The 21998-nt window shown below is 45.5% G+C and carries 21 protein-coding genes, 20 tRNA genes, 2 rRNA genes and 1 riboswitch; of the genes, 37 read left to right on the forward strand and 6 right to left on the reverse strand.

From position 1 onward, the window contains the following. The 22 genes from AC2Q9J_RS06540 to AC2Q9J_RS06645 all read left to right on the forward strand — a co-directional run. Positions 1-1161 (forward strand): 23S ribosomal RNA (locus tag AC2Q9J_RS06540); the annotation flags it as partial. A gap of 149 nt (positions 1162-1310) precedes the next feature. Further along, a 5S ribosomal RNA gene (gene rrf / locus AC2Q9J_RS06545) occupies positions 1311-1427 on the forward strand. Between the two features lie 9 nt (positions 1428-1436). Beyond that, a tRNA-Val gene (locus AC2Q9J_RS06550) sits at positions 1437-1512 on the forward strand. A gap of 14 nt (positions 1513-1526) precedes the next feature. Beyond that, positions 1527-1602: transfer RNA gene (locus AC2Q9J_RS06555), tRNA-Thr, on the forward strand. A 10-nt stretch (positions 1603-1612) separates the two neighbouring features. After that, positions 1613-1688: transfer RNA gene (locus AC2Q9J_RS06560), tRNA-Lys, on the forward strand. A gap of 22 nt (positions 1689-1710) precedes the next feature. Then, a tRNA-Leu gene (locus tag AC2Q9J_RS06565) sits at positions 1711-1795 on the forward strand. 6 nt (positions 1796-1801) lie between these two features. Beyond that, positions 1802-1876, forward strand: a tRNA-Gly gene (locus AC2Q9J_RS06570). Positions 1877-1902: 26 nt separating this feature from the next. Beyond that, positions 1903-1991 (forward strand) — tRNA-Leu (locus AC2Q9J_RS06575). 33 nt (positions 1992-2024) lie between these two features. Then, positions 2025-2101, forward strand: a tRNA-Arg gene (locus AC2Q9J_RS06580). 26 nt (positions 2102-2127) lie between these two features. After that, positions 2128-2204, forward strand: a tRNA-Pro gene (locus tag AC2Q9J_RS06585). Between the two features lie 7 nt (positions 2205-2211). Then, positions 2212-2287, forward strand: a tRNA-Ala gene (locus AC2Q9J_RS06590). 18 nt (positions 2288-2305) lie between these two features. Beyond that, positions 2306-2379: transfer RNA gene (locus AC2Q9J_RS06595), tRNA-Met, on the forward strand. Between the two features lie 8 nt (positions 2380-2387). Continuing rightward, positions 2388-2464 (forward strand) — tRNA-Ile (locus AC2Q9J_RS06600). A gap of 14 nt (positions 2465-2478) precedes the next feature. Continuing rightward, positions 2479-2571, forward strand: a tRNA-Ser gene (locus AC2Q9J_RS06605). A gap of 56 nt (positions 2572-2627) precedes the next feature. Continuing rightward, positions 2628-2704 (forward strand) — tRNA-Met (locus AC2Q9J_RS06610). Positions 2705-2707: 3 nt separating this feature from the next. Continuing rightward, positions 2708-2783: transfer RNA gene (locus tag AC2Q9J_RS06615), tRNA-Asp, on the forward strand. A 16-nt stretch (positions 2784-2799) separates the two neighbouring features. Next, a tRNA-Phe gene (locus AC2Q9J_RS06620) sits at positions 2800-2875 on the forward strand. 6 nt (positions 2876-2881) lie between these two features. Then, positions 2882-2955 (forward strand) — tRNA-Gly (locus AC2Q9J_RS06625). Positions 2956-2975: 20 nt separating this feature from the next. Beyond that, positions 2976-3052 (forward strand) — tRNA-Ile (locus AC2Q9J_RS06630). Position 3053: 1 nt separating this feature from the next. After that, positions 3054-3128, forward strand: a tRNA-Asn gene (locus tag AC2Q9J_RS06635). Between the two features lie 4 nt (positions 3129-3132). Further along, positions 3133-3223, forward strand: a tRNA-Ser gene (locus AC2Q9J_RS06640). 6 nt (positions 3224-3229) lie between these two features. Next, a tRNA-Glu gene (locus tag AC2Q9J_RS06645) sits at positions 3230-3301 on the forward strand. 190 nt (positions 3302-3491) lie between these two features. On the opposite strand, the gene AC2Q9J_RS06650 is transcribed toward AC2Q9J_RS06645, so the two are convergent. Both AC2Q9J_RS06650 and AC2Q9J_RS06655 read right to left on the reverse strand, forming a co-directional pair. After that, entirely contained in the window at positions 3492-4724 is a 1233-nt protein-coding gene (locus AC2Q9J_RS06650; RefSeq protein WP_499038285.1) for an IS110 family RNA-guided transposase, read from the reverse strand. A gap of 374 nt (positions 4725-5098) precedes the next feature. Then, a complete protein-coding gene (locus AC2Q9J_RS06655) occupies positions 5099-6010 on the reverse strand; it encodes a 1,4-dihydroxy-2-naphthoate polyprenyltransferase (RefSeq protein ID WP_499038286.1) in 912 nt (303 codons plus the stop codon). A gap of 172 nt (positions 6011-6182) precedes the next feature. Between AC2Q9J_RS06655 and AC2Q9J_RS06660 the strand changes: the two genes are divergently transcribed. The 12 genes from AC2Q9J_RS06660 to AC2Q9J_RS06715 all read left to right on the forward strand — a co-directional run bounded on the left by AC2Q9J_RS06660 (position 6183) and on the right by AC2Q9J_RS06715 (position 16245). Beyond that, a complete protein-coding gene (locus AC2Q9J_RS06660) occupies positions 6183-7574 on the forward strand; it encodes an isochorismate synthase (protein WP_499038288.1) in 1392 nt (463 codons plus the stop codon). Beyond that, positions 7561-9261 (forward strand): 2-succinyl-5-enolpyruvyl-6-hydroxy-3-cyclohexene-1-carboxylic-acid synthase, encoded by a 1701-nt coding sequence (menD, locus tag AC2Q9J_RS06665; RefSeq protein ID WP_499038290.1) that lies wholly within the window; start codon positions 7561-7563, stop codon positions 9259-9261. The genes AC2Q9J_RS06660 and menD overlap by 14 nt, the downstream gene beginning before the upstream one ends. After that, positions 9258-10061, forward strand: a complete 804-nt coding sequence (menH, locus tag AC2Q9J_RS06670) for a 2-succinyl-6-hydroxy-2,4-cyclohexadiene-1-carboxylate synthase (RefSeq protein ID WP_499038292.1) — start codon at positions 9258-9260, stop codon at positions 10059-10061. Before menD ends, menH begins: the two co-directional genes overlap by 4 nt. Before the next feature lie 18 nt (positions 10062-10079). Next, positions 10080-10898, forward strand: a complete 819-nt coding sequence (menB, locus tag AC2Q9J_RS06675; RefSeq protein WP_084246646.1) for a 1,4-dihydroxy-2-naphthoyl-CoA synthase — start codon at positions 10080-10082, stop codon at positions 10896-10898. 66 nt (positions 10899-10964) lie between these two features. After that, on the forward strand, positions 10965-11405 hold the full coding sequence (locus AC2Q9J_RS06680; RefSeq protein WP_499038294.1) for a GNAT family N-acetyltransferase: 441 nt from the start codon (positions 10965-10967) through the stop codon (positions 11403-11405). 36 nt (positions 11406-11441) lie between these two features. Further along, positions 11442-12875, forward strand: coding sequence for an o-succinylbenzoate--CoA ligase (locus AC2Q9J_RS06685; RefSeq protein WP_499038296.1), 1434 nt, complete (start codon positions 11442-11444; stop codon positions 12873-12875). Continuing rightward, a complete protein-coding gene (gene menC, locus AC2Q9J_RS06690) occupies positions 12866-13945 on the forward strand; it encodes an o-succinylbenzoate synthase (protein WP_499038298.1) in 1080 nt (359 codons plus the stop codon). The genes AC2Q9J_RS06685 and menC overlap by 10 nt, the downstream gene beginning before the upstream one ends. Positions 13946-14058: 113 nt before the next feature. After that, positions 14059-14283, forward strand: coding sequence for a hypothetical protein (locus AC2Q9J_RS06695; protein WP_499038300.1), 225 nt, complete (start codon positions 14059-14061; stop codon positions 14281-14283). Positions 14284-14374: 91 nt separating this feature from the next. After that, the gene (locus AC2Q9J_RS06700; protein WP_499038301.1) at positions 14375-14647 is read left to right on the forward strand and encodes a hypothetical protein; all 273 of its coding nucleotides are present in this window, start codon (positions 14375-14377) and stop codon (positions 14645-14647) included. Positions 14648-14683: 36 nt separating this feature from the next. After that, positions 14684-15259 (forward strand): hypothetical protein, encoded by a 576-nt coding sequence (locus AC2Q9J_RS06705; RefSeq protein ID WP_499038303.1) that lies wholly within the window; start codon positions 14684-14686, stop codon positions 15257-15259. Next, the gene (locus tag AC2Q9J_RS06710) at positions 15260-15838 is read left to right on the forward strand and encodes a hypothetical protein (RefSeq protein WP_499038305.1); all 579 of its coding nucleotides are present in this window, start codon (positions 15260-15262) and stop codon (positions 15836-15838) included. Then, on the forward strand, positions 15838-16245 hold the full coding sequence (locus AC2Q9J_RS06715; RefSeq protein ID WP_499038306.1) for a group-specific protein: 408 nt from the start codon (positions 15838-15840) through the stop codon (positions 16243-16245). The genes AC2Q9J_RS06710 and AC2Q9J_RS06715 overlap by 1 nt, the downstream gene beginning before the upstream one ends. A gap of 24 nt (positions 16246-16269) precedes the next feature. Here AC2Q9J_RS06715 and AC2Q9J_RS06720 read toward each other — a convergent pair whose 3' ends face one another. From AC2Q9J_RS06720 to yidD, 3 genes are all read right to left on the reverse strand, one after another. Then, a complete protein-coding gene (locus AC2Q9J_RS06720) occupies positions 16270-16695 on the reverse strand; it encodes a hypothetical protein (protein WP_499038308.1) in 426 nt (141 codons plus the stop codon). Between the two features lie 126 nt (positions 16696-16821). Next, positions 16822-17811, reverse strand: coding sequence for a metal ABC transporter solute-binding protein, Zn/Mn family (locus AC2Q9J_RS06725; RefSeq protein WP_499038309.1), 990 nt, complete (start codon positions 17809-17811; stop codon positions 16822-16824). An 88-nt stretch (positions 17812-17899) separates the two neighbouring features. Continuing rightward, entirely contained in the window at positions 17900-18130 is a 231-nt protein-coding gene (gene yidD, locus AC2Q9J_RS06730; protein ID WP_205854560.1) for a membrane protein insertion efficiency factor YidD, read from the reverse strand. Positions 18131-18244: 114 nt separating this feature from the next. Here yidD and AC2Q9J_RS06735 point away from each other — a divergent pair, with 114 nt between their 5' ends. The 3 genes from AC2Q9J_RS06735 (at position 18245) to AC2Q9J_RS06745 (ending at position 19992) form a co-directional block, all read left to right on the forward strand. Beyond that, positions 18245-18691, forward strand: a complete 447-nt coding sequence (locus AC2Q9J_RS06735) for a Dps family protein (RefSeq protein ID WP_499038311.1) — start codon at positions 18245-18247, stop codon at positions 18689-18691. Between the two features lie 70 nt (positions 18692-18761). Then, positions 18762-19220, forward strand: a complete 459-nt coding sequence (gene ytkD, locus AC2Q9J_RS06740) for an RNA deprotection pyrophosphohydrolase (protein WP_499038313.1) — start codon at positions 18762-18764, stop codon at positions 19218-19220. After that, positions 19201-19992, forward strand: coding sequence for an alpha/beta hydrolase family protein (locus tag AC2Q9J_RS06745; RefSeq protein WP_499038315.1), 792 nt, complete (start codon positions 19201-19203; stop codon positions 19990-19992). Before ytkD ends, AC2Q9J_RS06745 begins: the two co-directional genes overlap by 20 nt. 39 nt (positions 19993-20031) lie before the next feature. On the opposite strand, the gene pckA is transcribed toward AC2Q9J_RS06745, so the two are convergent. Next, positions 20032-21621, reverse strand: coding sequence for a phosphoenolpyruvate carboxykinase (ATP) (gene pckA / locus AC2Q9J_RS06750; RefSeq protein WP_499038316.1), 1590 nt, complete (start codon positions 21619-21621; stop codon positions 20032-20034). 235 nt (positions 21622-21856) lie between these two features. Continuing rightward, positions 21857-21971: riboswitch (SAM riboswitch) on the forward strand. Positions 21972-21998: the final 27 nt, after the last annotated feature.

The following is a 21998-nucleotide window of genomic DNA, read 5'->3' on the forward strand; positions in this document are numbered from 1 at the left end:
AGCCCGAGAGAGCCGCAGTGAATAGGCCCAGGCGACTGTTTAGCAAAAACACAGGTCTCTGCAAAACCGTAAGGTGACGTATAGGGGCTGACGCCTGCCCGGTGCTGGAAGGTTAAGGGGAGTGCTTAGCGCAAGCGAAGGTGCGAACCGAAGCCCCAGTAAACGGCGGCCGTAACTATAACGGTCCTAAGGTAGCGAAATTCCTTGTCGGGTAAGTTCCGACCCGCACGAAAGGCGTAACGATCTGGGCACTGTCTCAACGAGAGACTCGGTGAAATTATAGTACCTGTGAAGATGCAGGTTACCCGCGACAGGACGGAAAGACCCCGTGGAGCTTTACTGTAGCCTGATATTGAATTTTGGTGCAACTTGTACAGGATAGGTAGGAGCCAATGAACCCGGAGCGCCAGCTTCGGGGGAGGCGTCGGTGGGATACTACCCTGGTTGTATTGAACTTCTAACCCGCACCCCTGATCGGGGTGGGAGACAGTGTCAGGCGGGCAGTTTGACTGGGGCGGTCGCCTCCTAAAGAGTAACGGAGGCGCCCAAAGGTTCCCTCAGAATGGTTGGAAATCATTCGCAGAGTGTAAAGGCAGAAGGGAGCTTGACTGCGAGACGTACAGGTCGAGCAGGGTCGAAAGACGGGCTTAGTGATCCGGTGGTTCCGCATGGAAGGGCCATCGCTCAACGGATAAAAGCTACCCCGGGGATAACAGGCTTATCTCCCCCAAGAGTCCACATCGACGGGGAGGTTTGGCACCTCGATGTCGGCTCATCGCATCCTGGGGCTGTAGTCGGTCCCAAGGGTTGGGCTGTTCGCCCATTAAAGCGGTACGCGAGCTGGGTTCAGAACGTCGTGAGACAGTTCGGTCCCTATCCGTCGCGGGCGCAGGAAATTTGAGAGGAGCTGTCCTTAGTACGAGAGGACCGGGATGGACACACCGCTGGTGTACCAGTTGTTCCGCCAGGGGCATCGCTGGGTAGCTATGTGTGGCCGGGATAAGTGCTGAAAGCATCTAAGCACGAAGCCCCCCTCAAGATGAGATTTCCCATTGCGCAAGCAAGTAAGATCCCTCAAAGACGATGAGGTAGATAGGTTCGAGGTGGAAGCGTGGCGACACGTGCAGCTGACGAATACTAATCGATCGAGGACTTAACCAATTACTTTTATGAATTGCTTTGTTTGACCCGTTTCCATGTCGTTTATCCAGTTTTGAAAGAATAAAAAGGCGAAAAGCTGCTAAAAAAGGGCTTGTAAAACTCGCCAGAGTTGATATAATAAAACTTGTCTTTCAGAAATAACCACATAGTCCAGTGATGATGGCAAAGAGGCCACACCCGTTCCCATCCCGAACACGGCAGTTAAGCTCTTTTGCGCCGATGGTAGTTGGGGGATCTCCCCCTGTGAGAGTAGGACGTCGCTGGGCATACATATTGGAGGATTAGCTCAGCTGGGAGAGCATCTGCCTTACAAGCAGAGGGTCGGCGGTTCGATCCCGTCATCCTCCACCATTTATTTCTCTTTCGCCGGAGTAGCTCAACTGGTAGAGCAACTGACTTGTAATCAGTAGGTTGAGGGTTCAAGTCCTTTCTCCGGCACCACTCATTGCATGAGCCATTAGCTCAGTTGGTAGAGCATCTGACTTTTAATCAGAGGGTCGAAGGTTCGAATCCTTCATGGCTCACCATTTTTAATTTCATATTTGCCACGCGGGTGTGGCGGAACTGGCAGACGCACTAGACTTAGGATCTAGCGCCTTCGGGCGTGGGGGTTCGACTCCCTTCACCCGCACCATTTTTTGCGGAAGTAGTTCAGTGGTAGAACGCCACCTTGCCAAGGTGGAGGTCGCGGGTTCGACCCCCGTCTTCCGCTCCATTTTTTTGCAGACAAGCCGACCCTAAGCCGGGGTGGCGGAACTGGCAGACGCACAGGACTTAAAATCCTGCGGTAGGTGACTACCGTACCGGTTCGATTCCGGTCCTCGGCACCATTTGTTTGACAAAAACAGCAGCATTCATAGCAAGCGCCCGTAGCTCAATTGGATAGAGTACTTGACTACGAATCAAGCGGTTAGAGGTTCGAGTCCTCTCGGGCGCGCCATATTTTTTCATCCAGCATTGATAGTCCGGGAAGTAGCTCAGCTTGGTAGAGCACTTGGTTTGGGACCAAGGGGTCGCAGGTTCGAATCCTGTCTTCCCGACCATTTTCACGGGGCCTTAGCTCAGCTGGGAGAGCGCCTGCCTTGCACGCAGGAGGTCAGCGGTTCGATCCCGCTAGGCTCCACCATTTTTATATAAAGATCCAGGCGGCGTAGCTCAGCTGGCTAGAGCGTACGGTTCATACCCGTGAGGTCGGGGGTTCGATCCCCTCTGCCGCCACTTTTTTAGGACCTTTAGCTCAGTTGGTTAGAGCAGACGGCTCATAACCGTCCGGTCGCAGGTTCGAGTCCTGCAAGGTCCACCATCATATATTATCTCGGAGGAATACCCAAGTTTGGCTGAAGGGATCGGTCTTGAAAACCGACAGGGGAGTCAAATCCCGCGGGGGTTCGAATCCCTCTTCCTCCTCCATATTTTTAAAATGTGTGGACATCTTATTTTTGATGAAAATTAGTTCTTACTATTATCGCGGGGTAGAGCAGTTCGGTAGCTCGTCGGGCTCATAACCCGGAGGTCGCAGGTTCAAATCCTGCCCCCGCAACCAAATGGTCCCGTGGTGTAGCGGTTAACATGCCTGCCTGTCACGCAGGAGATCGCCGGTTCGATCCCGGTCGGGACCGCCATTTTTTCAAAAAATATGGGTCAGTAGCTCAGTTGGTAGAGCATTAGATTGAAGCTCTAAGTGTCGGCGGTTCGATTCCGTCCTGACCCACCATTTTTTGCGGGTGTAGTTTAGTGGTAAAACCTCAGCCTTCCAAGCTGATGATGAGGGTTCGATTCCCTTCACCCGCTCCATTATTTTAACGTTATGTTATGGGCCTATAGCTCAGCTGGTTAGAGCGCACGCCTGATAAGCGTGAGGTCGATGGTTCGAGTCCATTTAGGCCCACCATTCCGAAGTAGCTCAGTGGTAGAGCACCGCACTGTTAATGCGATGGTCGTAGGTTCGAGTCCTACCTTCGGAGCCATACTGGGGAAGTACTCAAGTGGCTGAAGAGGCGCCCCTGCTAAGGGTGTAGGTCGGGCAACCGGCGCGAGGGTTCAAATCCCTCCTTCTCCGCCAGTAATTGGCCCCTTGGTCAAGCGGTTAAGACACCGCCCTTTCACGGCGGTAACACGGGTTCGAATCCCGTAGGGGTCATATTTTGAAGAAAGCGTCCTGCATGAATTTGCAGGACGCTTTTCTTACGATTAGTCAATAGATTTTTCTCAACTTTAAAGAAGTTTTTTGAAATTCCCCCTCTTCTTGAAGGCGGAAAGTGGATCGGGTTAAAAATGAGCATGCCAAAAAAACCTCCGGCTTTTTCATTTTTTCGCAGGGGAAGAATGTGTTAAACTTTAGGTGCCACGGTGCAGGGGCTCAGCCTGTAATCGTAGCGTAATTGGTGTGTGACCAAGTGGTGGATCGTTTTGAGCAGCTTGTTCATACACGCCACCACGGCAACCTTATGACATTTGTTATAAGGTTTTTTTTTTAATTTCTGGTAATAATCCACCAGGTGGTTCTGCGACAGGCGCTTTTGTTTAAGCATGTTCATGATGATGATATAGAGCAATTTGCGGAGGTGTTTGTTTCCACGCTTATTGATGCGGTCCTTCGCGAGAAACTTGCCCGATTGGTACCGGCGGATGTCAATGCCGGCAAAAGCATTCAACTGTTTGTGATTCTCAAACCGGTGGATATCGCCGATCTCGGCAAGCAGGCGAACGGCGGTATTCTCCCCGATGCCCGGAATGCTTAACAGAATAGCATACTCATCCAATGGAGAAGCCAGCGCCGCCATTTTCTCGATACACGCCTCTTTCAGCAAGACAAGCTCCTGGAACCGTTTCGCGTACAGCCGGACCAGCTCACAAGACAGGTCATCGACCTTTACTGCGGGATTGGAACTGCCTGCGGCATCCAGCAGCTGGATGGCTTTTTCTTCTGCTTTTTTCGCGGACATCCGCTTCTCGGTGTTGGCTAGAATCCGGTTTTTGAGCACTGTCTTGGAGTACCCCAATACGAGGTCTGGATGCGGAAACAACTGCACCAACCGGAGAAAGAGGTCCGCTTTTGTCGTAAACAAGCCAGTCAGTTCAGGGAACGTGAGCTGCAGTTCCGCGTGCAGGCGTCCCCGGACGACGGTCAATTCATCGTCCAGATCGGCGTAATGCCGGGACAGCTTCTTGAATTGCCGGTAACAATCGGTTGAAGGCGTCTCCAAGCGGCGTTCATTTTGGAAATGACTGCTTGCGAGCTGATGGGCGTCTGCCCGGTCGGTCTTATGCTTTCGCAAACGGTCGCTCTGCAGTTTGGCTTCTAAGGGATTCATCAGGTAATACGGATAATCGTTTTCCTGCATGAAGCGTTCGAGTGGCCGTGAATAGACCCCGGTAGCTTCGAATACCAGATGTGGCACTTCATCATAACCTGCGGTTAGGTCGTCAATTAGCAACTTCAACTCAGCAAAATCTGCGCGCGTGTGCTGGATTTCCTTTTCAGCGATACAGGTTTTCAACGAGTTATAAACTACAACATAGCTTTTCCCCATACTGACATCAAAAGCGATGACATGTTTCATCTCCCACACTCCTTTAATTAGTTTGGAAGCTTCACCGATCCTTACCGATTCCCATTTCTTCTACACGATCTCAACGGATCCCACATACTCAAACCTGATTCAGATAAGGGGGTGAAGGAGGTCCGTTTTAATTCCGGATTCTAGACCCCAAACCGCTCTCGACCTCCGCTCCACCTCTACTATAAGAAAAATAGCAGGACAAACCAATGCCTTGGTTCGTCCTACTAATCTTAGTATGTTTTTGTTGTCTAAATTATAGTCCTGAAGTTAAGGAAGTATTAAGTGATCAAATTAATAAAGAGATGAAACAAAGAAAATGACTTTAAAATAAAAAATTAAAAGCACTCTCATTGTGAGAATGCTCTTGAAATATCTTATATGATGTGACCAAGTAATAAACCTATAGCTAACAGAAATGCAAAAAGTGTATTAGTGATTCCTGTATCTTTCATTGCAGGCATTACTTTTAAGGGTTCTGTATAGCGTTTAAAGATCTGAATGATTTTAATAGGTTTCAAAATGCTAAGGAAAACTAATAATGCCCATGGGGTAATCATTCCAAATAGAACCATGACTGCTATCCAAACGTATGACAGTACGAAGAACCCTAGGAGTATGTTGACTGCAGCTGCACGGCCGGCAAGAATAGCTAAAGTTTTACGGCCGCTTGCAGCATCACCGACTATATCTCTGATGTTGTTGGACATCATAATTGCTGCTACAAGAAGTGTGCTTGGAACAGATAGCAAGATTGCATCCGTTGTAACCGTACCAGTCTGAATGTAAAAAGCGATAATGACGATAAGAAAACCCATAAATAATCCCGAAAACAACTCTCCGAATGGTGTGTAAGCAATCGGATATGGGCCGCCTGTATAGAGATAACCCACAAGCATTGCTATACCGCCAACAACCAGAAGCCACCAGCTTGTTTGCATACAGATATAGATGCCAAGAATACCGGCTATAGCATAAAGGATAAAAGCAAGGGTCAGCACCGTTTTCGGTTTAACACCATTTCGAACAATTGCTCCGCCGATTCCTACTGATTTTTCGTTATCCAGTCCTCGTGCAAAATCATAATATTCATTGAACATATTGGTTGCAGCTTGAATTAAAAGGCTGGCAACCAGCATGGCAGCGAATAATAGCCAATCAATCTGTGTATTTCTTATAGCGATCATCGTTCCTAAAAAAACGGGAGCAAATGATGCAGTCAAGGTGTGTGGGCGGGTTAACTGCCACCAGACACGCCAGCCGCTATCCGCTTGTAAAGTTGTCGTCATGTTGTATCTCTCCTCTATATATTCCATATTATATTGTACTGCAAATTTGATCGGATTACAGCAAATGTTGTGCTGATTTTAGCAGAAAAGAGTATGATAGAGGGTAGAGGTTAAAAAGTTTGAGAGCTTTTCCAGTAATTCTGGGAGCTACCATATAAACGGAGGTAATTTGATGAATCGACCACAGTATTCATCGGCCGAAAAACGAAATAATTCTAGGTATGTCGCATACCGCTTTTATACAGAAACCATTGAAGTGAACAGAATGTCTGCATTAGCTTTTTTTGAAGCAGGAGAAGGCTTTTATAAAGGCAAACGATTTTTCTGGCAGAATCCTGAGAAGACTTTTACACTTGTCGGACTGGGTCATGCACATGTGCTGACTGGTGCCAATCACCAAGGGCGATTTGAAGATGTAAAAAACAATTGGCAAAACCTGTGCAAGCAGATTGTTAATGAAGAACATTTCGTGGAGCCAATCCTGTTTGGCGGTTTTTCGTTTGATCCGCTGAACAAATCGCAGAGTATTTGGCGCGAATTTCCGGAAGCTTATTTTGCAGTTCCGACATTCCAGTTGGTAATAAAAAATGATCGTGCTTATATCAGTATTCATCTAATCACTAAAAAAGAAGATACTTTTCCTGAGTTTGAAGCTTTGCGAAAAGAGCGGGATAAGTTGATTCATGCAGCACAGGTATCCGAACCGGTTACCTATAAAAAGCCTGAGGTTAAGGGGAGGGAAGAATTGAAAAAAGCTTCCTATCTATCTTCCATTGATAAAGTTACAGGTGTAATTAAGGCAAAACAGGCGGATAAAGTCGTTATTGCAAGAGTTCTAAGATTAGACTTCGATAAAACTTTATCAGCTTCTTCTGCCCTTTATCAGGTCTCAAAGGAACAGCCTGAAAGCTTCCTTTTTGGATTAGAAGCGGAGGAGCAATTCTTCTTTGGCGCAACTCCTGAACGGCTGGTGAAAGTTGAAGATCGTCAGGCTTTATCAACTTGTCTGGCTGGTTCAACTCCAAGAGGAAAAACCGTTGAAAAAGATAATGAACTCGGAAATGATTTATTGAATGACAGAAAAAACCGTTCGGAACATCAATACGTAGTGGACATGATCAGTAAAGTTTTTGCAGCTCATTGCAGCGAACAGTTTGTACCGAAAAAGCCGAAATTGATGAAGGTAAGAGATATTCAACATTTATACACGCCGGTTGAAGGAGAATTAAAACAGGGGTCGAATTTGATCGACCTTGTAAGAGATCTTCATCCGACGCCTGCACTTGGCGGAGAACCGCGGCAATCGGCGCTTAGCCTGATCAGACAATATGAAACGATGAATAGGGGCTTCTACGCAGCACCAATCGGCTGGATAGATGCAAAGGGCGATGGGGAGTTTGCTGTAGCGATCCGTTCAGCTTTATTGGATGGAAAAGAAGCTTATTTATATGCAGGGGGCGGAATTGTCGAAGATTCCACTCCAGAGTCGGAGTATGCTGAGACTTGGGTGAAATTCCGTCCGATGCTTCGTGCCTTGGGAGGTCAATTGAGTGACGAATCGTAAATATTTAACTGAATACGTATCTGCGTTCACCCACAGTTTGGTGAACCAGGGGGTAAAAAACGTGGTGATCAGTCCCGGTTCGAGGTCGACACCATTGGCTTATGCCTGTATGAAAGAAGAAGGACTGGCCGTTTACCGACAAATTGATGAACGGTCGGCGGCTTATTTTGCACTGGGAATGGCGAAGGCATCTGGAGAGCCGGTGATGCTTCTTTGCACATCGGGAACTGCAGCGGCGAATTATTTCCCTGCGATAGTCGAAGCTTTCTATGCGAGAATTCCATTGATCGTAGTGACGGCTGATCGTCCGCATGAACTTCGGGAAGTCGGAGCGCCGCAGGCAATCAATCAAATCGATCTTTTCGGCTCACATGTTAAATGGTCTGTAGATTTACCGATGCCGGAACCTGAAAACCGGTTGGATTTTTTGGTGCGCCATTTGCATCGTTCAGTTAAGAATGCTGTATCCGAGCCGAGAGGTCCGGTTCATCTGAATGTGCCTTTCCGTGAACCTTTGATCCTGGATTTTGAACAGCAGTATGACAGCCCAGGTGAAATAACGCATTTAAAAGATGAGTCACGGTTATCTTCATCAGTGGAACAATTTTTAATGGAAACCGTTAAGGACGAAAAAGGGCTTCTGATTATAGGAGAAATGACTGAAAAGATGCCTGCTGAATTTTGGGCGTTTATCCGGAAATTGAATTGGCCGGTTCTTGCTGATCCGTTATCCAATGTTCGCAGCAATGTAGATGAAAACTGCAAGGATTTGATAATCGACAGCTATGATGCCATTTTGAAAAGCGAAGTTTTTAAAAACATAATGGAACCGGCTATGGTTATACGCATTGGACCGCAGCCAGTCTCAAAACCTCTAACGCTTTATTTAGCTTCAGTAAAACCTAAAACGTATGTTGTTTTTGATGAATCACCTATGATGCGGGATGCGCAATCTGTTGTTACTCATCATATACAAGCATCAACTGACGGTTTATGGCGATTGGCGATTGAAACGAAGGCGACCAATTCCTATACGGAAAAATGGACAGCTGCGTCTGAGTTATTTTGGGAGCTTGCAGAAGTCCATTGCAATGAAAAAGTGGATGAAGGTGTGCTGGCGAAGGTACTGTTTGATGAACTTGATCATTGTGACCTTATTGTCAGCAGCAGCATGCCTATAAGAGATACGGATACTTATTTTAAATCCACATCTCGTGACGTCATGATTTATGCCAACCGCGGTGCCAATGGCATTGACGGAGTTGTATCGACGGCATTTGGCGTGCAGGCAGCGAAGAAGCGTCCGGCTTATCTGTTTATCGGAGACTTATCATTCCTGCATGATATGAACGGCTTGATTGCTTCGAAAATGCAGGAAACGGATTTAACGATTATTGTAATGAACAACGACGGTGGCGGAATTTTTTCGTATCTGCCGCAGTCACAGGAAGAACGTTATTTCGAAGAGCTATTCGGTACGCCTACAGGATTGAAATTCGAGGATGCAGCTAGAATGTATGACGCTGATTACGCTGCTGTCGAAACGAAAGAGCAATTTGTTGAGGCTCTTCGTACGAAAAAACAAAAAGCCGTTAAAATCATTGAAGTGTTTACGGACCGGAAAACGAATGTGCGGGTCCACAGAGAGTTGTGGAATCAGTTGATCGAGGAGCTGGACGGGCAATGAAATTGGAGATTGAAGGCGTCAATTATCACATTGAACTATTGAATGAAGATAAAGATCAGGCGCTGGTATTTCTCCATGGTTTCACCGGCAGCACTGAAACCTGGCACAAGATTGTCCCTCATTTTGAAGAATATAAAATTGTGCTTATTGATCTGCTTGGCCACGGTGGCACCGACAGTCCAAAAGATCCGGAGCGGTATTCAATGGAGCAGCAGCTGCGGGATTTGGAAAAAATATTTGACCATTTGGGGCTGACGAACTTTGCCTTGGCAGGATATTCGATGGGCGGACGAACAGCTCTTGCCTATGCCTGCGAATTTCCCGGGCGGCTTTCGGCTTTATTGCTGGAAAGTTCTTCGCCTGGTTTAAAGACTGAAGAGCACCGCAGCGAGCGAAGTAAAAATGATGGCAGATTGGCCGAACGGATTATATCAGGGGGAGTCATTTCTTTCGTCGATAGCTGGGAGAAGATTCCGCTCTTTAAAACACAAGAAGCCTTGCCTGAACCAGTGAAAAGGGATGTCAGGGAAGAACGGCTGGCGCAAGATCCGATAGGTCTTGCAAACAGCCTGATCGGCATGGGCACAGGTGCGCAGAAATCTTATTGGGAAACAATCAGCCAACTGCAGCTTCCGGTATTATTAGTTACGGGACGGTTGGATGAGAAGTTTACGGCGATAGCGGAAGAGATGGTTTCTCTGATGCCGAATGCCGAACACAGGGAGATTATGGCTGGACATGCTTTACATGTGGAAAAACCTGCTGAATTTGCTACAATAGTAGGGGAGTATTTAAAATGAATTTTTAGGAGGAAAATCATGACACGTGAATGGGTAAGTGAGCGTACATATGAAGATATCAAATATGAAATTTATAATGGGATTGCAAAGATTACAATCAACCGTCCGGAAGTGCGCAATGCCTTCCGTCCAAAAACGGTACATGAATTGATCGATGCATTTTCACGCGCCCGCGATAATTCAGACGTAGGCGTAATCGTATTGACTGGCGAAGGGGAGAAAGCCTTCTGTTCAGGCGGCGACCAAAGTGTCCGCGGACATGGCGGTTATGTTGGAGAAGATGAGATTCCACGTTTGAATGTCCTTGACCTTCAGCGTTTGATCCGTGTAATTCCTAAACCGGTTGTAGCAATGGTTGCTGGATACGCAATCGGCGGTGGACATGTATTGCATGTCGTTTGTGATTTGACGATTGCTGCTGACAACGCACGTTTCGGACAGACTGGCCCTCGCGTTGGTTCGTTTGACGCTGGCTATGGTTCAGGTTACTTGGCTCGCATCATCGGACACAAGAAAGCCCGCGAAATTTGGTACCTGTGCCGTCAGTACGATGCTCAGGAAGCGCTTGATATGGGTTTAGTAAATACTGTTGTTCCTTTAGAGCAGCTTGAAGATGAAACAGTGAAATGGTGCGAAGAGATGCTTGAAATGAGCCCGACTGCACTTCGTTTCGTAAAAGCGGCGATGAACGCTGACACAGACGGCCTTGCTGGTCTTCAGCAAATGGCTGGTGATGCTACATTGCTTTACTATACAACAGACGAAGCGAAAGAAGGCCGCGATGCTTTCAAAGAAAAACGCAAGCCTGATTTCGGTCAATTTCCTCGTTTCCCTTGATTATTAATAATTGAAAGCTGTCCTCTAGGGGGCAGCTTTTTTTAGAATGAACGGAGAGTGGTGAAAGTGTCGATTCGATATAGGAGTTTTACCAAGCTGGAGCCAGGCGAGTTATTGGATGGACTGGTTTTATTGCATACGAAAGTTTTTAGCAGTTCAGATGATTTGGCTGGCAGAATGGCTGAAAAACCGAAATTGCGAATAGACGTGGCGATGGATGGTGACAGCATCATAGGCTATAAAATCGGCTATGCCTTAAACCGGGAGCAATTTTACAGCTGGCTTGGTGGTATTGATGAAAGGTATCGGCATCAGGGAATAGCGCGCGAATTAATGGAGCGGCAGCATGAATACGCGCGGGATGAGTCATATAACGCCGTAAGGACCCATACAAAGAATAAATGGCGAAGTATGCTGCTGTTGAACATTCAAAGCGGCTTTGACATCATCGGCACTTATACAGACGATACCGGAGAATCGAAAATTATTTTAGAAAAGAAGCTGTGAGTAAGAATTCAGCTTCACAGAAAGGAATTTTGAATAATGAGCTATCCGAACTGGCTTAGCCAAAGGGCACATTTAAGCGGCAGCCGAATGGCGCTGTCATATGGCGGGCAGCAATGGACATTCGCGGAAATCAATGATGTGGCGAAAAATTATGCAGGCAGGTTGACTTCTCTTGGCATCACTTCCGAAACAAGAGTTGCAATTCTCGCCAAATCGCATCCTGAGTCTGTATTTGTTATGTATGCATGTCTTCATATCGGCTGTGAAATGGTCATGCTGAATGAACGGCTTTCAGCGACGGAATTGGATTATCAATTGCAAGATTCGGAAGCTGCTTATTTATTGGTGGATGAAGAACTGCAAGGGAAACTCTATTCTGGCAATAAAATCAGTTTTTCTGATATTCAAAATGCAACGCCTTCCAAATTCACAACCGAAAAAGATTGGGCAGAGGATCGGACGATTTCAATCATGTATACATCCGGCACCACAGGATATCCAAAAGGTGTAAGGCAAACAGCGGAGAACCATTTCTCAAGTGCCGTTTCCTCGGCATTGAATATTGGCATTGCACCCGGGGACGTCTGGCTCTGTGTCATGCCGTTATTCCATATCAGCGGCTTTTCGATACTGATGCGGTCACTCATCTATGGCATGGGTGTACAGCTTCATCCGAAATTCGATGCAAAAGTCTGTGCTCATGAATTAAGCAACGGAACCGTGACTCATATGTCTGTGGTGGCAGTGACACTGGAGCGTGTTTTGAGTGAGCTGGAAACAGCAAACCTAAATGTCTCGTCAAATTTTAAAGCGATGCTCGCCGGCGGCGGTCCGGTTCCGATTTCCTATATGGAACGGGCTGAGAAGTTCGGCATCTCTGTTCTGCAGACATACGGCATGACGGAAACATCGTCTCAAACGACCACATTGCAGCCGGCAGATGCCAAAAGGAAAATCGGTTCGTCCGGCAAGCCTTTATTTTTATATCAAATAAAGATTGGTGAAAATGCAGCACCTGGTGAAAAAGCGGAAATTATGATTCGGGGTCCGCAGGTGACACCAGGGTATATCGGCAAATTTGCGGAGCGGGATGTGCAGGAGGATGGTTGGTTCCATACGGGTGACATCGGATACTTGGATGAAGATGGTTTCCTGTTTGTCGTTGACCGGCGTTCGGATCTGATAGTATCCGGCGGTGAAAATGTATATCCGGCGGAGATTGAAAAGGCCCTGCTTGGGCATCAGGCTGTCCGCGAAGCGGGAGTTTGCGGCATGCCCGATGAGCAATGGGGAGAAGTGCCGGCGGCTTTTGTGGTTCTTCATGAAGAAGTAGTGATGGAAGATTTAAAAGATTATTTGAAATCGCATATTGCCGGTTATAAAATCCCGAAAGTGATCCGTGCAGTCCATTCATTGCCGCGCAATGCTTCGAATAAAGTGCTTAGAAGAGAGTTGAAATCATGGGTGTGACGATCCGGGAAATTAAATTCCAGCGAATTCATAAAAAGCTGAAAAAACCGTTTGTCACTTCCCTGCAGACTGTGAACGACCGTGAATCAATCATAGTAACAGTCGTATCTGACAGCGGGTTGGAAGGTTTCGGAGAATGTGTAGCATTCTCAACTCCCTGGTATACGGAAGAAACGGTGGAAAGCTGTGCTTTAGTGATGGAGCGGGTTTTAAAGCCGTTATTGCTGGATAAAAACCTGTCGTCACCTCACGAAGCAGCCACTGCCTTTGCACCGGTCAAAGGCAATCATATGGCGAAAGCGGCCATCGAAATGGCTGTTTGGGACTTATTTGCAAAATATGAAGGGGTCCCGTTATGGCAGTATATTGGCGGAATCCATAAGGATATTCCGGCAGGTGTAGTGGTGGCAGCCAGTGCTGAAGGCCTTTTGCGTGACATCGAGCAGGCAGCCTTAAACGGCTATAGCCGCATCAAAATTAAAATTACGCCAGAATCTGATACAGTTTTATTGAAAGAGGCTATCAGCCGTTATCCTGATATAATGTTTTTTGCGGATTCGAATGGCGGATTCAGTGAAGAGAGTTTTACTCAGCTTACGCTTTTTGATGAAATTGGATTTTCTTTGATAGAGCAGCCTTTCGGGGAACAGGAATGGGATCTCCACGCACAGGCAAAAAAAACTATGCAGACGCCTATTTGTTTGGATGAAAGCATTACAAGCGTCCATGATGTTTTGCGGATGATTGAGATGCAGGCAGCCGATATCATTGTATTGAAAATGGGACGGCTGGGCGGCTGGCATGAAACATTGGAAGTTGTCGATTTATGCAGGAGCAATGGCATCGGGATGTGGGTAGGCGGCATGATTGAGTTTGGCGTTTCCAAAGCCCATAATCTGGCGTTGGCTTCTCTGCCGGATATTGTGCTACCTGGTGATTTTTCAGATTCCCGGCATTTTTGGGATGAAGACTTGATTGCACCTGAGATTGAAGTTATGGATGGGAAAATCGAATTGCAGCAGCTTGCCGGCATCGGCTATAGTGTCGACTTAAATAAAGCAGGGCTCTAAGAGTCTTGCTTTATTTTTTTTGCCTTTATAGAACGAAAATATGATACGATTAATTGGAACTTTCTGTATAGTTCGTAATTTAAATAGATATAAAGAATAGGAGTCATGAAAAGATGTTGAAAAGATTTTTTGCGTCAATGGCTTTCCTCATAATTGCTTCCATCTGTTTTACAGGGAATGTTATTGCCGTAGCTATCAGTGCTGAAAGAGGCGGCCAAAGTGAAGTTGGCTACGTTTTGTTGATTATTAGCGGGATTGCCATAGCTGCTGCAGTATTCCTCGGTTTTTGGATGGAAAGGGATTATCAATATTGTAAAAAAGAAGTGAAAAACATATAACCATTTGAGATTTATAAAAATCAAAGAAGAGAACCGACGTATATAAAATACTATTAAGGTGATTGAGAAGACTTGAGGTAAGGGGTGTTTCATGAGTCCACGTATATTTTTTATTGTCTTATCCGTAATTATCTTAGGTTGGATTGCTGCAGCCACTTATGCTTATTCGCAGCAGCTGGAACAGCCTGTTTTCCTGGATCATTATTTTGAAGACTATGCACATGAAAACTTGCAGATGCAATTCTACTACATAACAAATAAGAGTGATGATAATACGATTAATATGATTACACTGGGCGATATCCCGGCTTTTGTCGATGATTTTCAGGTAATGTTTACGGAAGGAACATCTTACGTGCAGTAATTCGGCTCGCATGAATTGAGGACGCTCAGCGTCAAAATGGATCCACATGAATTAAGTAAATTAAAAGAAGAAGTTATCATTAACGAAATTACTGTCTATTTGGCTGGCGGTGATTCGTTCACAGCCGATATCGGAGAAATCATTATTCATCCTGAGGACGAGTCGTCAAAACCTTATCTATCACAGATGTCTTCAGGAGATGGTGAATTGACAGTTTCCTATCTTGAGGTGGAAGAAGAAATATCGATAAATGGATTTGAACCACATTTGCCTCCATATGGTATGGCCAATTTAAAAGTTCATGTGCCGAATACTGAAGATCATTTTAATAATGTTAATTATGTCCAAAAGATTGAGAACCGGTTAAAAGCAGGAAAAGGCGATGAATTACCCAATTTGGAATTCCCCCTGAATTTTAAGAAAAATGAGGGTTTCGCAATCTCGATTCAGAATAGAGGAGATTTAAAATACGTATTAAATTCATGGGTAATGATTGATGGCGAAGATAAAAACGGTACTGCTATAAGATTTCCAGCATCTCTATATCACATTCCAATCTTGACTCGAGAGGACAGTCGTACAATTATAGAACAAAAAGGGGCGGGTAAATAAATGAAAGGATCATTGGGACAGATTTTATATGGATACGTCTTCATTTTTCTCGCCATTCGTATAGGGGTCGACATCTTGGCGGATCCGATAGGATATTTCCTGATTGCAGCCGGTTGCTATAAAATCGGAGAAGTTATTGATGAAGGCAGGCAGGCTGCTTATATCTCAATTGGTCTGATCTTCATCTCGATCCCTTCTGTGTTCATTGATTTTAATCTTGTTGACAGGGGCCCCTGGTATTATTATTCTAATTTTTTGTTCGCTGGAGAAATTGTTTTGACATTTTATCTGTTCAGGATGTTAATAAAGCTGGCGGCCAAAAATGGGGAAATGGAATTGTTTAATAGAACACAGCGTTTATTCAATGTTTATATTCCCACAAATTTGCTGATGCTTGGACTAAGCGCTGTCATGATAGCTTTTGTATATGAAAGCCTGCAGGTACTCGCGTTTCTGTTGATAATCGTCTTATTAATATTAAATATCGCCTTTATTCTATTGCTGAATGCCTTTCGAAAAGCTGCAAAAGAGGAAGAACCGCTTGTTTTGGATCTGGGGGAAGGAAGTAAGGAGGGCTGATGAAGTTTTATATCGCTTCGAGTTTTGCAAATAAGAATAAGGTCAGGGAAGCTGCCAGCCTTTTAAGAGAGGCGGGACACGTCCAAACCTTTGACTGGACAGCAAATCTGCGCGCCTCTTCGGTTGAAGAACTGGCGTTGTATGGAACGCTGGAGAAGAAAGCTGTGCTTGAGGCGGATTTTATAATCGTTTTATTGCCGGCAGGAAAAGGCAGCCATATTGAATTGGGAATGGCGCTTGGACAAGGTAAACCCGTATATCTGCTTTCGGAAACTGAAGAGGTATTCGACTTTGAAGTGACCAGCACTTTCTATTATTTACCGGACGTTCAGATTTTGGTCGGAGCATTGAGTGGGAGTATTGAAAGCATTCTAAAATCCATGGAACAGCAAAAAAGCGTCCAATGATTGCCATTGGACGCTTTTTGCATGTTATTTATAGACTGGATTACGTGGAGATTTCAGTGCTTTGAAAAGAGTTTGTATCAGGATGAATACTGCTGCTGCCGCCATACAGGAGATAGCTAACAGAAAGAAGCTGTCAGCGAATTCTTCATATTTGAAGGGCAGTGACAGGTAGGCGCCGTCTTCAAAGCCGGTTTGCTGATAATAGAACAGATGGTCAAGCAGGAGATCGAGTGTGGAGAAAAGCCAGCCGATTACGAATGCCGCAAAAATACGCATGCCATGTGCCAGCATTTTTTCTTTTCGATCTTCAGGAAACTTTAGCATTAAAGCAAGCAGAGCCGTACCAATGATAATAATCGGTATTTCCAATTGTTCTACATACATGGAACGGGTCAATATCAGACTTGTCAGGATCGCTGCGACTGTTAAAGCGGCAAGCAATTTTTTCATCTGGACCATCCTTTTCAAAAAGAAGTTATAATCAGTATACAATAAAAATGAAAATTCCGAAAACAGGTCTGGGATTTTGTTATTATAATCGTTTACAAAAAAAACACACCCGCAATGGGTGCGTTTTTATTTAAGAATAGTTTCAAGGACTTCCAGATTTCTTTTCATCAAAGTGAAGTAGGTTTCTCCATTATCGATATCTTCTTGTGTTAATACGCCAAGATTATGCATTTGCACTGCTTCCGCACCGACTTCTTTCTGGACAACTTCTGTCAGATTGGAAGAAACATTCTGTTCGAAGACGATGTATTCGATGTTTTTCTCACGCGCCATGTCGACGATTTCCGTCAATTCCTTCTGTGACGGTTCGTCCTGGCTATTTAGGCCAGCTACAGCAACCTGTTCAAAACCATATGGTTCCGCTAAATAAGTGAAAGCTGCATGGGATACGAAAAAAGTATCCTTTGATACGCGTTCCTGCAATTGGCTGAATGATTCTTCCAATTGTTCGAGCTCTTCGATCAGCTTGGCGTGATTCGTTTCATAAACTTCTGTGTTATCCGGATCTTCAGCAATCAGCGAGTCTTTGATGGATGTTGCAAGTTGCTGGCTGAGCTTTGGCGACATCCAGATATGAGGGTCTGTCGAGCCGTGGTCATGGCCATCGTGGTCAGCTTCTTCTGTATGTTCTTCATGTTCGTCCTCATGGGCTTCTTCGCCGTCATGTTCAAGTGCAGCCTCCAATTGCTCATCAGTGATTGAATCCGCAAGTGCCGCAAATTCGACATCTTCGCCATCAAGCGTTTTTTTCGCACTATCAATAAAACCTTCAAGGCCAAGGCCGATATAAAACATAAGGTCAGCTTCTGCGATAGCGATCATGTCCTGCTGGGTGGGTTCGAATGTGTGTTCATTCGCGCCAGCCGGGTAGACGGATTGTACTTCGACTTGATCCCCGCCGATTCTTTCCGTGAAATAAGTGATCGGATAGACAGTTGTATAAACTTGAATCTTCGAACTGTCTGCTGTGGAATCAGTATTCTCTGTTCCGGAATCGCCGCAGGCGGCCAATATAAGTATTGATATTAATAGAATAAATAGAGCTGATTTTTTCATGTTGATCCTCCAAAATGTAACGATTACGTTTTATTTACAAAGAGTATCTTACCGCAAACCCTATTTAAACACAAGAAAAACCTCCAACTTATTTCTTTGGAGGCCATTCTTCAGGTACGAAATCAACGCCGCCTTTATTGAATGGATGGCAGCTGAGTATTCGTTTTATTGCCAGGTAACCGCCTTTTAATGCACCGTGCTTTTCAACGGCTTCGATGCCGTAGTGGGAACAGGTCGGATAAAACCGGCAGCTTGGCGGTGACAGGGGAGATATGAACCGCTGATAGAAACGGAAAATTTTAATGAGTATTGTTTTCATATAGTTCGCCTTCTTCTTTCCATAAGATTGGAAACTCTTCATGTTTATTGTAGGCATTTTAAAGGTATTAATAAAGTAGAAGAACTTATTAATTTGAATGGAGAGTGGATTTAGATGTCAAAAGAATTAAATCAGGAATTAAACGTGCAAGTCGCAACTTGGTCGGTGGTTTATACTAAATTACATAATTTCCACTGGTACGTGAAAGGCCATCAATTCTTTACACTTCATGTAAAGTTCGAGGAATTGTACAATGAAGCTACGTTGCATATGGATGAAATTGCAGAACGTTTACTGGCGCTTGGAGGTAAACCTGTTGCGACAATGAAAGAGCAGCTGGAATTGTCTGTTGTCGATGAAGCAACAAGCAAAGAGACTTCTGATCAGATGGTCGAGACGGTTGTCAGTGATTACGATAAAATTATGGCGTCGCTGAAAAAAGGCATGGAATATGCAGCTGAAGACGGCGACGATATGACAGAAGATATGTTGAATGCCATTCACCAGAACCTTGAGAAGCATTCATGGATGCTTTCAGCATTCCTTGGCGAAAAGAAGTAAAATAAAATTACACAAGCGCACACGTTACGAATTGTGTGCGCTTTTTTTATTTGTTCAGGAGTGAGACAGGATGGAATATACGGATTTGAATGGCTTCACTTGCCGGTTATCGTTTGAAAAGGATGCTTTTCAAGTGGAAAGCCGACACGTACTGGTTATTGCGAAATTCAAAGGAAAGTGGCTGCTGACCGAACACAGGGAGCGGGGGCTGGAGTTTCCCGGTGGCAAAGCGGAAGCAGGAGAAAGTTTGGCCGAAGCCGCCAAAAGGGAAGTATACGAGGAAACAGGCGGCGTAATCGAAGAGCTTGAATGGTTTGCGGAATACTTGGTCCATAGCGAGCCGCCATTTTCTAAGACGGTATTTACAGGAACTGTTGCAGCGGTAGATGAAATTGATCTGATGGAAACAAATGGAGCTGTTATGGTTGATAGTTTGGACTTGGACAGCGACTTCAGCTTTCTGATGAAAGATGAAGGAATGAAACAAATTATGGAGCGGGTGAAACTGGATGGAAAATGGGAAGATTAAATCAAAAAGAATTTACCCTTCGCCGAATCCCCATGTGAAGCTGACGGAAATCGTTTATTGGTCAGAAGGTTTGAAGGTCAAAGGTCTACTGGCGGAGCCGAAAAAGCCGGGAAATTACAGCGGAATGCTTTACTTGCGCGGCGGTATCCAGTCAATTGGCATGGTGAGGCCGGCACGGGCTGCCCAATATGCCGCTCAAGGCTTTGTAGTGTTTGCGCCTTATTACCGGGGCAACAGAGGTGGAGAAGGGCGCGATGAATTTGCAGGTGCCGATCGCTGGGACGCGGTGCATGCAGTGGATGTGCTGAAACAATTCTGCAATGGCCACGTGCATCTGCTGGCATTTTCGAGAGGCGGCATCATGGCGCTGTGGACAGCGGTGCTGCGGGACGACATCACTTCGCTTGTGACATGGGCAGGTGTAACGGATACCGTTTTAACCTATAAAGAGAGGCCGGATATGCGCCGCATGATGAAACGTATTTACGGTGGAACACCGAATACAGCTTTGACAGCTTATGAAGAACGGAATCCACTGATGCGTCTCGAGGAAGCGACAGCCCCTATGCTGATCATTCACGGACTGCAAGATGACAACGTACTGCCGGCGCAGGCTTATCTTTTGGAAGAAGCCTTAAAACTGAATGATCATCCTCATGAAACTTGGTATTTCCCGGAGTACACGCATTTCTTTCCACCGACAGCAAACCGTAAGACAGTTGCCGCGTTAGCGCATTGGATGAAAGAAAAAGAACAGGATACTGCAAATTAAAAAGCACATCCGGCAACTTGCCGGATGTGCTTTTGCTTATTAATTATTCAATGGTCCGCCTTGAGCGCTGATGTCAGCTGATACGGAACCGAATTTCTTGAAGTTGTCCTGGAATTTCTGAGCAAGCTCCTGTGCTTTCGCATCGTAAGCTTCTTTGTCAGACCAAGCGTCACGAGGATTAAGAACCTCAGTTGGCACGCCAGGAATTTCCTGAGGAATGCTTAGTCCGAAGACAGCTTCCTGTTCAGTCTTAACATTGTTCAATTCGCCTTTGATTGCTGCGCGAACCATAGTACGTGTATAAGAAAGTTTCATGCGGTTGCCGACGCCGTATTCGCCGCCAGTCCAGCCAGTGTTTACAAGGAAAACTTCCACTTCGTGTTCATCGATTTTATTGCCGAGCATTTCTGCGTAGACAGTTGCTTGCAATGGAAGGAAAGGTGAACCGAAGCAAGTTGAGAATGTCGCTTCCGGAGAAGTGATGCCACGCTCAGTGCCTGCCAGTTTCGATGTATAGCCGCTTAGGAAATGGTACATTGCCTGTTCCTTCGACAAACGGCTGATAGGAGGCAATACGCCGAATGCATCAGCAGTCAAAAAGACGATCGTTTTCGGATGTCCAGCCATTGAAGGATGGATGCTGTTGTCGATTGCATCAATCGGATAAGCAGCACGTGTGTTTTCAGTCAATGAACCATCATCGTAATCGGGAATACGTGTTTCTAAATCAACGACAACATTTTCAAGAACAGATCCGAAACGGATTGCATCAAAAATCTGTGGCTCATTTTCACGCGAAAGGTTGATGGTTTTCGCATAGCAGCCGCCTTCGATATTGAAAACGCCGTTATCAGACCAGCCGTGCTCGTCATCACCGATCAGTTTGCGGTCCTGGTCAGCGGAAAGCGTCGTTTTCCCTGTTCCGGACAAGCCGAAGAACAAAGCAACATCGCCATCCTGGCCTACGTTAGCAGAGCAGTGCATCGGCAAAATGCCTTTTTCGGGAAGGATATAGTTCATGATTGAGAAAATGGATTTTTTCATTTCGCCGGCATATTCAGTTCCGCCGATCAGAATTACTTTCTTTTCCATGGAAACAATGATGAACGTTTCGGAATCAGTGCCGTCCACAGATGGGTCAGCCTTGAAAGTTGGCGCATAGACGACAGTGAATTCTGCGTCATGGATTTTCATTTCCTCTTCAGTTGGACGGATGAATAATTGGTGGGCAAAAAGATTATGCCACGCGTATTCATTGATCGTCTGGATGTGAAGGCGTGACTCTGGGTCTGCACCGGCAAATCCTTTAAAGACGAAAAGTTCTTCTCTTTCTTTCAGGTGTTTCAGTACTTTTGCATATAGGTTCTCAAAAACTTCAGAAGAAATCGGACGGTTTACTGTACCCCAGTCAATTTTATCTTTCGAAATATCTTCTTCTACCATATACTTATCTTTAGGCGACCGGCCTGTGTATTTACCCGTTTCGGCTCTGACTGCGCCTTCGCGCGTCAGAATCGCTTCTCCACGTGAAGTGGCTGCCTCCACCAATTGTGGGACCGACCATTGGACATTGACGTTAGGGCCGTTTAAAAGATCTTTCAAATCGCTTGCGAAGTTAACTGAGTTCATATATGTACCTTCCTTTTCGGTTATTCCCAAGGCATTGGGGAAGAGTTATATTCGAACAATAGTATAACACATTAACTCGATTAGTCTATACTAATAACCCGCTGGAATTGAAAATTCATCATTTGTGCATAATTAATACCCGAAATAGGATGTTTTCATGCATCATAGGCGAATAAAACATAAAAAACGTTGACATCATATATCCAATTCCGTATGATGAAAAATTGAACGGATACTCTTATTCCGAGCTGGTGGAGGGGGCAGGCCCTATGAAACCCGGCAACCTGCTGCATTGATGCAGCGCTGGTGCCCAACCTGAAGCAAGGCTCACAGGCCTTGGATGATAAGAGTGAAAGGTGCTTATGATGATTTCTCCT

Source organism: Planococcus sp. RAB007_Raresut, assembly GCF_057369535.1.

Excerpts from the sequence above, each read along its gene's own strand:
- AC2Q9J_RS06700 (WP_499038301.1), top strand. The coding sequence starts at position 14,375 with ATGAGTCCACGTATATTTTTTATTGTCTTATCCGTAATTATCTTAGGT.
- menB (WP_084246646.1), top strand. The coding sequence starts at position 10,080 with ATGACACGTGAATGGGTAAGTGAGCGTACATATGAAGATATCAAATAT.
- AC2Q9J_RS06725 (WP_499038309.1), bottom strand. The coding sequence starts at position 17,811 with ATGAAAAAATCAGCTCTATTTATTCTATTAATATCAATACTTATATTG.
- AC2Q9J_RS06710 (WP_499038305.1), top strand. The coding sequence starts at position 15,260 with ATGAAAGGATCATTGGGACAGATTTTATATGGATACGTCTTCATTTTT.
- AC2Q9J_RS06745 (WP_499038315.1), top strand. The coding sequence starts at position 19,201 with ATGGAAAATGGGAAGATTAAATCAAAAAGAATTTACCCTTCGCCGAAT.
- AC2Q9J_RS06720 (WP_499038308.1), bottom strand. The coding sequence starts at position 16,695 with ATGAAAAAATTGCTTGCCGCTTTAACAGTCGCAGCGATCCTGACAAGT.
- AC2Q9J_RS06655 (WP_499038286.1), bottom strand. The coding sequence starts at position 6,010 with ATGACGACAACTTTACAAGCGGATAGCGGCTGGCGTGTCTGGTGGCAG.
- AC2Q9J_RS06695 (WP_499038300.1), top strand. The coding sequence starts at position 14,059 with ATGTTGAAAAGATTTTTTGCGTCAATGGCTTTCCTCATAATTGCTTCC.
- AC2Q9J_RS06715 (WP_499038306.1), top strand. The coding sequence starts at position 15,838 with ATGAAGTTTTATATCGCTTCGAGTTTTGCAAATAAGAATAAGGTCAGG.
- AC2Q9J_RS06650 (WP_499038285.1), bottom strand. The coding sequence starts at position 4,724 with ATGAAACATGTCATCGCTTTTGATGTCAGTATGGGGAAAAGCTATGTT.
- yidD (WP_205854560.1), bottom strand. The coding sequence starts at position 18,130 with ATGAAAACAATACTCATTAAAATTTTCCGTTTCTATCAGCGGTTCATA.
- menH (WP_499038292.1), top strand. The coding sequence starts at position 9,258 with ATGAAATTGGAGATTGAAGGCGTCAATTATCACATTGAACTATTGAAT.
- pckA (WP_499038316.1), bottom strand. The coding sequence starts at position 21,621 with ATGAACTCAGTTAACTTCGCAAGCGATTTGAAAGATCTTTTAAACGGC.
- AC2Q9J_RS06705 (WP_499038303.1), top strand. The coding sequence starts at position 14,684 with ATGGATCCACATGAATTAAGTAAATTAAAAGAAGAAGTTATCATTAAC.
- AC2Q9J_RS06660 (WP_499038288.1), top strand. The coding sequence starts at position 6,183 with ATGAATCGACCACAGTATTCATCGGCCGAAAAACGAAATAATTCTAGG.
- ytkD (WP_499038313.1), top strand. The coding sequence starts at position 18,762 with ATGGAATATACGGATTTGAATGGCTTCACTTGCCGGTTATCGTTTGAA.
- AC2Q9J_RS06735 (WP_499038311.1), top strand. The coding sequence starts at position 18,245 with ATGTCAAAAGAATTAAATCAGGAATTAAACGTGCAAGTCGCAACTTGG.
- menC (WP_499038298.1), top strand. The coding sequence starts at position 12,866 with ATGGGTGTGACGATCCGGGAAATTAAATTCCAGCGAATTCATAAAAAG.
- AC2Q9J_RS06685 (WP_499038296.1), top strand. The coding sequence starts at position 11,442 with ATGAGCTATCCGAACTGGCTTAGCCAAAGGGCACATTTAAGCGGCAGC.